Source organism: Anaerotignum lactatifermentans DSM 14214 (assembly GCF_900142265.1).
Taxonomy (GTDB): Bacteria; Bacillota; Clostridia; order Lachnospirales; family Anaerotignaceae; genus Anaerotignum; species Anaerotignum lactatifermentans.
On record NZ_FRAH01000021.1, the window covers coordinates 41314 to 48052 of the forward strand.

The window sequence follows — 6739 nt, forward strand, 5'->3', positions numbered from 1 at the left end:
AAACAGCCTTTTTCTGTTTGAGAAAGGCTGTTTTTTTCGCATATTTTTGAAGAAAATAGAAAAATTTGGGGCAAATTCTGCCCTTTCAAAATCCCTATGTTGTCGTTTCCGACTCTCCCAATCCGCACCGGACTGGCGAAAAGGTTTCCAAAGGGAAAATCTTTCCCTTTGGTCGCCTGCGGGGGTTTGGGGACCATGGGAAAGGTCCCCAAGTTTTGGGTACTTTTGCGCCAAAAGTACCTCTCCGAAGGACACTAGCCCTTAGGGGCATCTTCATAAGAAAACAAAGAAAGCTGAAATCCTTTTCATATATGAAGGATTTCAGCTTTCTTATTTTTACTAGTTTATAATGGATATGTTTTCTTATGAAAACAGCCATCGCAATTCCCCTTAAGAAATCAAGAAAAAAGAAAACCAATGTTTTCTTGAGGGGAAGTTGCTTTAGATATCCGTTTTCTGCGCCTTTCGCCTCTCCCGAAACAGTTCCTCCGTTGCTGCCAAAAGTTCCGTCTGTATTTCCTCCACCATCTCCGCCATGTGGGATATTGTCACCACATAAGGCGTTTTCCATGGGTCACAGCCTGCTGTCATGGCATCCAGCAAAAGGGAAAGGATGCTTCGCACCAGGTCTGTTTTCTGGTATAAATCCTGCAATACATCCAATGGCTTTTCCATGATTTTCTCCCCTCCTTTTGCCCATGGTATCACACCTTTTTCCCTTTCATGGGAAAATGCCACAATCCTGTGGCATAATTTTTTTCCACAAAAACCATTTATTTCTCCTTTTGCCTGTATATCCGTTGACAGAAAAGCCCAAAATATAGTAAAATGCAAGGGACAACAGCAATGAAAAGGAGAGTAGGCGGCACAAAATGCCACAGAGAGCCCCGGCAAGCTGAAAAGGGGCGCAGGAATGACGCTGAACATGGCCTTGGAGCTTCGCACCGACTGCTTAGGCATAGGCTGCGACGGGTTGCGCCCGTTACTGCGTGAGGGTATGTTTTGTACCTGCTGAGGTCTTTTTTGTGAAAAAAAGATAAACTAAGGTGGTAACACGGTCACTTCCGTCCTTTGCAGAAAGGGCGGTTTTTTTATTGTGTGCCATCTTCCATTTTTGTAGAAAACCATTGAAAAGGAGAGATATTTGTGGCAAAAGAAAAATTTTATATCACCACACCCATTTACTACCCCAGTGATAAGCTGCATATCGGTCATTCCTACTGTACCGTTGCAACAGACACCATGGCACGTTACAAAAGACTGCGTGGCTACGACGTTATGTTCCTGACAGGTACCGACGAACACGGTCAAAAAATCGAACGTATCGCCAACGGTCAGGGCATGACACCCAAGGAATACACCGACAAAATCGTCAAAGGCATCAAGGAACTGTGGAGCACACTCTGCATCTCCTATGATAAATTCATCCGTACCACAGACGATTACCATGTAAAAACCGTTCAGAAAATCTTCAAACAGCTCTACGATCAGGGCGACATCTACAAAAGCTCCTATGAAGGCTGGTACTGCACACCTTGCGAATCCTTCTTCACAGAACATCAGCTGGTAGACGGCAAATGCCCCGACTGCGGCCGTGATGTGGAACTCTTGAAAGAAGAAAGCTATTTCTTCCGTCTTTCCAAATATCAGGACAGAATCATCAAATACATGGAAGAAAATCCCGAATTCCTGCAGCCCAACACACGCCAGAACGAAATGATCAACAACTTCCTGAAACCCGGTCTGGAAGATCTGGCTGTTTCCCGTACCTCCTTCAAATGGGGCGTACCTGTAGAATTTGACCCCGGACACATCGTATACGTTTGGGTAGACGCGCTGTCCAACTATATCACTGCTCTGGGTTACGGCACAGAAGATGACAGCCTGTTCAAGAAATTCTGGCCTGCTGACGTACACGTTGTAGGGAAAGAAATCGTACGTTTCCACGCTATCATCTGGCCTGCAATGCTGATGGCTCTGAATCTGCCTCTGCCTAAACAGATCTTTGGTCACGGCTGGCTGGTTATCAACGGCGGCAAAATGTCCAAATCCGTTGGTAACGTTGTAGACCCTAACGTACTGGTTGACAAATACGGCGTAGACGCTATCCGTTATTTCCTGCTCCGTGAAATCGCATTCGGTCAGGACGGCAACTTCAACAACGAAGCTCTGATTCAGCGTATCAACTCCGACCTGGCAAACGACCTGGGCAACCTGGTTTCCAGAACCGTTGGTATGATTGACAAATATTTCGGTGGCACACTGCCCGCAGACCGCACTGCAACACCTTTTGACGAAGACCTGAAAGCTGTTGCACTGGCTACCACAGAAAAAGTGGAAAACGCTATGGAAAAAATGTTCTTCAGCGACGCTCTGGTAGAAATCTGGAATCTGGTTCGCCGTACAAACAAATATATCGACGAAACACAGCCTTGGATTCTGTGCAAAGACGAAGCAAAGAAAGCGGAACTGGCAAACGCGCTGTACAACGTTGCAGAAAGCATCCGTATCGTTTCCATCCTGATTCAGCCTTTCATGCCCAACACACCTGCAAAAATCTGGGCACAGTACAACATCACAGAAGGCGACGCAACTGCTTGGGACAGCACAAAGACATGGGGCGTACTGCCTGCTGAACTGAAAGTACAGAAAGGCGAAACACTGTTCCCTAGAATTGATATGAAGAAAGAACTGGCAGAACTGGAAGCAGCCATCAAAGCTTCTCAGGCAACATCCGTTGCAAACCAGCAGAAAAAAGAAGCGGAAAAGAAAGCAGAAGCGGAAAGCGAATACCCTGCAGAAATCACCATTGAAGACTTCTGCAAAGTACAGCTGAAAGTAGGCGAAGTGCTGGAAAGCAAAGAAGTAGAAGGCTCCAAAAAACTGCTGCGCAACGTCATCAAAATCGGTGACGAAGAAAGAGTTATCTTCTCCGGCATCAAAGACGCTTATGCCCCCGGCGAACTGGTAGGCAAACGCGTTGTCGTTGCTTATAACCTGAAACCCAGAAAAATGATGGGTGAAATGTCTTACGGAATGATTCTGTGTGCCGAAGACGGAGACGGCAAACTGAGCGTTCTGACAACAGACGACAAAGACTTTGCAAGCGGGAGCAGCATCAGCTGATGTATTTCGAATCTCACGCACATTATGACGATAAACGCTTTCGTGAAGACAGGGAGAAGCTCTTAGAGCTTCTCCCCTCTTGCGGTATTGACCATGTAGTCAATATTGGCTGCGACCTGAAAAGCTCTCAGGAAAGCATCCGTCTGGCTGAAAAATATGACTACATTTACGCATCCGTCGGCGTACACCCTCACGAAGTCAGCGAAATGACCTCTCAGACCATCGAAGAACTCCGCCGCCTTGCGGCTCATGAAAAGGTGGTTGCTATCGGCGAAATCGGTCTGGATTATTATTACGATTTCAGTCCCAGAGAACTGCAGCAGTTCTGGTTCCGCCAGCAATTACGCCTTGCAGAATCTGTTAACAAACCTGTAATAATTCACTCCAGAGATGCTTCTCAGGAGACCTTTGACATCATCAAAAGCAGCCCCATCCGCCGGGGTGTCATCCACTGTTACTCCGGTGCATGGCAAATGGCGCAAGATTATGTCAATATGGGCTTTTTTATCGGTGTTGGGGGGGTAGTGACCTTCTCAAACGCCAAAAAACTGGTAGAAGTGGTGGATAAAATCCCCATGGAAAAAATTCTCATCGAAACAGACAGCCCTTATCTGGCACCCAACCCCAACCGCGGCAAACGTAACGACTCCAGAAATTTACAATTTGTTGTCGAAAAGATTGCGGAAATTAAGAAATTGTCACCGGAAGATGTCGCAAAAATTACGTTTGATAACGCAAAATCGCTCTTTTTTTAAAAAAGGGTTGCATAAATGTTACAAATATGTTAATATAAGCAACGTAATAAAAATGAAGGTATATCGTTATGGTATATCTTCATTTTTTGCAGTTGTGAATTTAACGAAATTTATCGATAGAAGTGACGACTTCCATCCCTTACGACTGCGATACCGAATGACCCCTAAGGTCTTTCGGGAAAGGCATAAAATCTAATGTCTATCATCTGAATACGAGAGGAACGCCAGGCGGCCTTGGAGAAAAGACGCAGAATTTTTTCCGAACCGTCAACCCCAATCCTTTTCGGCTCCCACTCATTTTTACCCACAAAAAAGAGTGGTACAGAAAAAAGGAACCAACGTTCAAGGAGGAAAACAATGAAAAAACATCTTAGAGTATTTGCTATCGTGGTATCTATTTTAGCAATCGGCTGCGGCACAGCGTCCGCTTATGACAAAAACACACAGTCCGTATTACTGGATATGGACGGTGTCCCCCGCATGGTGACAACAGATAAGACGACGGTCGGTGAACTGATGGCTGACCTTGCGGAAAACGTGGAAACAGAATACATCGTAACAAACGCAGATGAAAGCGATGTACTGGTAGACGATATGGAGCTGACTCTCACATCCGTGACTGAAAAAACAGTTTCCACAACAAAAACAGTGCCCTACGAAACAGTAGAACGCACAAACAACAATCTGAAAAGCGGTGAATCCCGCGTGGTACAGGAAGGTGTCAACGGCACCGCAACTGTTATCAACAAAGAAATCTATCACGGCACAGAACTGGTAGAAACCGTTTTCGTAGAAGAAAAGGTTGTTACCGAACCCGTAGATAAAATCGTGGAAGTAGGTCCCGAAAATGTCATCAATGGTTATACCTACTCCAAAGCAATCAATGTAAAAGCAACAGCCTACACACCTTATGACGCAGGCTGCACCGGCGTTACAGCCACCGGCATGAAAGCCGGCAGAGGCGTAGTAGCCGTTGACCCTAAAGTAATCCCTCTGGGCTCCAAAGTATACGTGCCCGGTTACGGCGTAGCCATTGCCGCAGACACTGGCGGCGCCATCAAAGGCGGCAGACTGGATGTATGTGTGGACAGCGTTTCCGAAGCATACAGCTGGGGCGTTAGAAACGTAACTGTATACGTTCTGGAATAAGACCCATTCATATAAAATCAAACATCATATACCACAAAAAATAGCAACAGCGTCCGAGAGATCGGGCGCTTTTCTTTTTGTCTTTCTTCTCCCCTTCAAAATCCCCTTCCCCAAGAAAAACAGCCCCTTTTTCCACAAAAATCCCTTTCTCCACAGACTTTTGTATCTTGTATACATCTATTTTCCATTATAAGCCCCTCTTAGACGTTTTTCCCCCTTCCACGAAACTTTCCCCATAAAAAAGAAAAAGTCCTCTGAGAGCCCCCTTTTTGACGTTTTCAAGCTAGGGTATCCCCTTTACGCTTTTTTCCATAGAAAAAGGAGCATGGATTTTCCATGTTCCTTCTGGATTTCCTTATTTTGTACTATCTACAGTGATGGTCTTTGTAGCATCGTCCCAGCCTACAGCAATATCCATCAAGCTGCACAGGTCACGCAGTTTGAAATATGTGCTGCCATTGATGGTGTAAGCAGGCATTGCGTATTCCATCCATCCTCTGTACACAGGTGCAGCGGAAGGTAATGCCTGTTTTGCGGTGCCGTCCCCTGCTGCCAGTTCGCCGCCTACTGCCACGTAAGCTGTGCCGCCCTGCAAACTGATGGCTTTGGCATTTGCATCCCAAGTCACATTAAAGCTCTTCGCTGTGCCATTGACAGCTGCCGCTACGTCACGCAGTTTGAAATATGTATTGCCGCCGATGGTATAAGCGTCAAAAGCCACTTTCTTGCCATTTACCAGCACTTTGGCTGTACTGGGCACAGCTGTGGTATACTGGGGCTTTGTGAGGCTTGCCGCTGTCTGTCCATTGCCTTCCACCACCAGATATACTTCCGCGCCGCCTGCAATGGCAGGATACATGCCAAGGGCACGATAAATGCCGGGTTCATTGATGGTATAAGTGGTGCCAACTTGCACGCCAGCATCCCCCTCGCTTTCAAAATGGAGAGCGTCCCAGCTTTCCTGTGTGTAACCATCAGGAAGCATGACCCCCTGGGCAGCCAGCGCGTTTCCGGCACTGAGATACTTTGTCACTTCAAAAGTCTGCAGCTCGTCCACAGAACTGACTTTCACAGGTGCCTGACACACATAGGCTTCCTTTCCAGCCACAGTGGTCTTGCCTGTCACGTTGGAGATGCTGAACTGATATTCAGCCGCTTCCCCTTCCATTCTGTCATAGCCGTCCACCTGCACGGTTTCTGCCCCGAAAGCTGTCACAGGCAGTGCCATGGTCAGCACTAGTGCCGCAGCCAGCACCCTCATACTTCTTTTTTTCATAAATAACCCCTCCTAATACATAAACATTTTTTTGTATCCACACAGATACAAGCCCATTATAACAAGGAAGGTGTTCCCCTACAAGAACATTTTTCCTCCCCATAATCAAAACCACCCGTTGAACGGGTGGTTTGATCAGACCCTATAAGGGTCTATCTCTTGTGGTAGCCCCCTAAAGGGGGCATTGAATAGTCTGGCAACCACACTTTTAACTCTGGCTGCCCCCTACTCGGGGGCACTTTTTATGCCTTATTTCACCGGCTCACCCGTGAACGGGTCTGTAAATTCCTTTAAACTTATTTGATCATTCATAATATCATCTTCCAGCTGATTTTTGATGTATTCTTTTATTGCCGTTTCATATCTGCCTACTGTATCTACAAAATATCCTCTACACCAAAAATGTCGATTTCCATACTTGTACTTTAAGTTT

The 6739-nt window shown here is 46.3% G+C and carries 6 protein-coding genes and 1 other annotated feature; of the genes, 3 read left to right on the plus strand and 3 right to left on the minus strand.

Annotated features, from left to right (window positions below; translation table 11 throughout):
• Positions 1-441: 441 nt before the first annotated feature.
• Positions 442-675 (minus strand): hypothetical protein, encoded by a 234-nt coding sequence (locus BUB35_RS07435; protein ID WP_072850560.1) that lies wholly within the window; start codon positions 673-675, stop codon positions 442-444.
• 162 nt (positions 676-837) lie between these two features.
• Positions 838-1075, plus strand: a binding site (T-box leader).
• A gap of 71 nt (positions 1076-1146) precedes the next feature.
• Between BUB35_RS07435 and metG the strand changes: the two genes are divergently transcribed.
• The 3 genes from metG to BUB35_RS07450 all read left to right on the plus strand — a co-directional run bounded on the left by metG (position 1147) and on the right by BUB35_RS07450 (position 5030).
• The gene (gene metG / locus BUB35_RS07440; protein ID WP_072850563.1) at positions 1147-3126 is read left to right on the plus strand and encodes a methionine--tRNA ligase; all 1980 of its coding nucleotides are present in this window, start codon (positions 1147-1149) and stop codon (positions 3124-3126) included.
• Positions 3126-3881: a TatD family hydrolase gene (locus BUB35_RS07445; protein ID WP_072850565.1), complete on the plus strand. Its 756-nt coding sequence runs from the start codon at positions 3126-3128 to the stop codon at positions 3879-3881. Before metG ends, BUB35_RS07445 begins: the two co-directional genes overlap by 1 nt.
• Positions 3882-4238: 357 nt before the next feature.
• Entirely contained in the window at positions 4239-5030 is a 792-nt protein-coding gene (locus BUB35_RS07450) for a G5 and 3D domain-containing protein (RefSeq protein ID WP_072850567.1), read from the plus strand.
• A gap of 355 nt (positions 5031-5385) precedes the next feature.
• Here BUB35_RS07450 and BUB35_RS07455 read toward each other — a convergent pair whose 3' ends face one another.
• Together BUB35_RS07455 and BUB35_RS07460 are read right to left on the minus strand one after the other, a co-directional pair.
• Entirely contained in the window at positions 5386-6306 is a 921-nt protein-coding gene (locus BUB35_RS07455) for a stalk domain-containing protein (RefSeq protein ID WP_072850569.1), read from the minus strand.
• Positions 6307-6555: 249 nt separating this feature from the next.
• Positions 6556-6739 (minus strand): transposase (locus BUB35_RS07460; RefSeq protein ID WP_200777578.1); only part of this gene is annotated, 184 nt, incomplete at its 5' end.

What these genes read in the sequence shown, in the direction of transcription:
- BUB35_RS07435 (WP_072850560.1), bottom strand. Translation starts at nt 675, where the DNA reads ATGGAAAAGCCATTGGATGTATTGCAGGATTTATACCAGAAAACAGAC.
- BUB35_RS07445 (WP_072850565.1), top strand. Translation starts at nt 3,126, where the DNA reads ATGTATTTCGAATCTCACGCACATTATGACGATAAACGCTTTCGTGAA.
- BUB35_RS07450 (WP_072850567.1), top strand. Translation starts at nt 4,239, where the DNA reads ATGAAAAAACATCTTAGAGTATTTGCTATCGTGGTATCTATTTTAGCA.
- BUB35_RS07455 (WP_072850569.1), bottom strand. Translation starts at nt 6,306, where the DNA reads ATGAAAAAAAGAAGTATGAGGGTGCTGGCTGCGGCACTAGTGCTGACC.